General features: G+C 37.8%; 2 protein-coding genes. Both read right to left on the bottom strand.

Annotated features, from left to right (window positions below; genetic code table 11):
- Nucleotides 1-278 (bottom strand): IS3 family transposase (locus IV513_RS15650; RefSeq protein ID WP_209391478.1); only part of this gene is annotated, 278 nt, incomplete at its 3' end.
- Between the two features lie 26 nt (nucleotides 279-304).
- Nucleotides 305-571 (bottom strand): transposase, encoded by a 267-nt coding sequence (locus IV513_RS15645; protein ID WP_209391477.1) that lies wholly within the window; start codon nucleotides 569-571, stop codon nucleotides 305-307.
- Between the last annotated feature and the right edge of the window lie 58 nt (nucleotides 572-629).

Genomic DNA, 629 nt, shown 5'->3' with positions numbered 1-629 from the left:
GGAAGACGTTTCTTGCGTTTGTTTCTTAGATTAAGTTTCATCGAAGTATAAATTCTGTAAACACGTTTATGGTTCCACCTGAATCCTAAGTTCCGCAACCGGTGGTGCATCGTCCAAAATCCCCAAGTCTCGTGCTCTTCTGCAAGCAAAACCAATTGTGCGCGGATCTCATCATCTTTACTTTTACATCTTTTCCTGTAATAAAAAACAGAAGTTTGTAGACTGAAAACCTGACACGCCCTGCGAGAACTCATATGATGAGCTTCTTTTGAATACATTACCAGATCTCGCTTTTCGCAAGGCGTCAAAGCTTTTTTTCTATGACATCCTTTAAAACTACATTTTCCAAAGTAAGCTCTGCCACAATCTTTTTGTACTGTGAAAGTTGCTTTTCCAGCTCTTTGAGCTGGGCTAACTGATGGGCTTCCATACCACCATATTTGCTTTTCCAATTATAATAAGTTCCCTGGCTAATCCCATGCTCACGGCAAATATCATTAACGGATTTCCCTGCGTTTTGTTCAGATAAAATCTTGATGATCTGAACTACTGTAAATTTACTCTGTTTCATTCTCTTCCAAATTTAAAAACTATAATTTTAAATGATCCAGTTTTATGGGAAGATTACA

Source organism: Chryseobacterium sp. RR2-3-20 (assembly GCF_017808115.1).
Taxonomy (GTDB): domain Bacteria; phylum Bacteroidota; class Bacteroidia; order Flavobacteriales; family Weeksellaceae; genus Chryseobacterium; species Chryseobacterium oryzae.
This window is presented reverse-complemented; position numbering and strand designations above follow the sequence as displayed.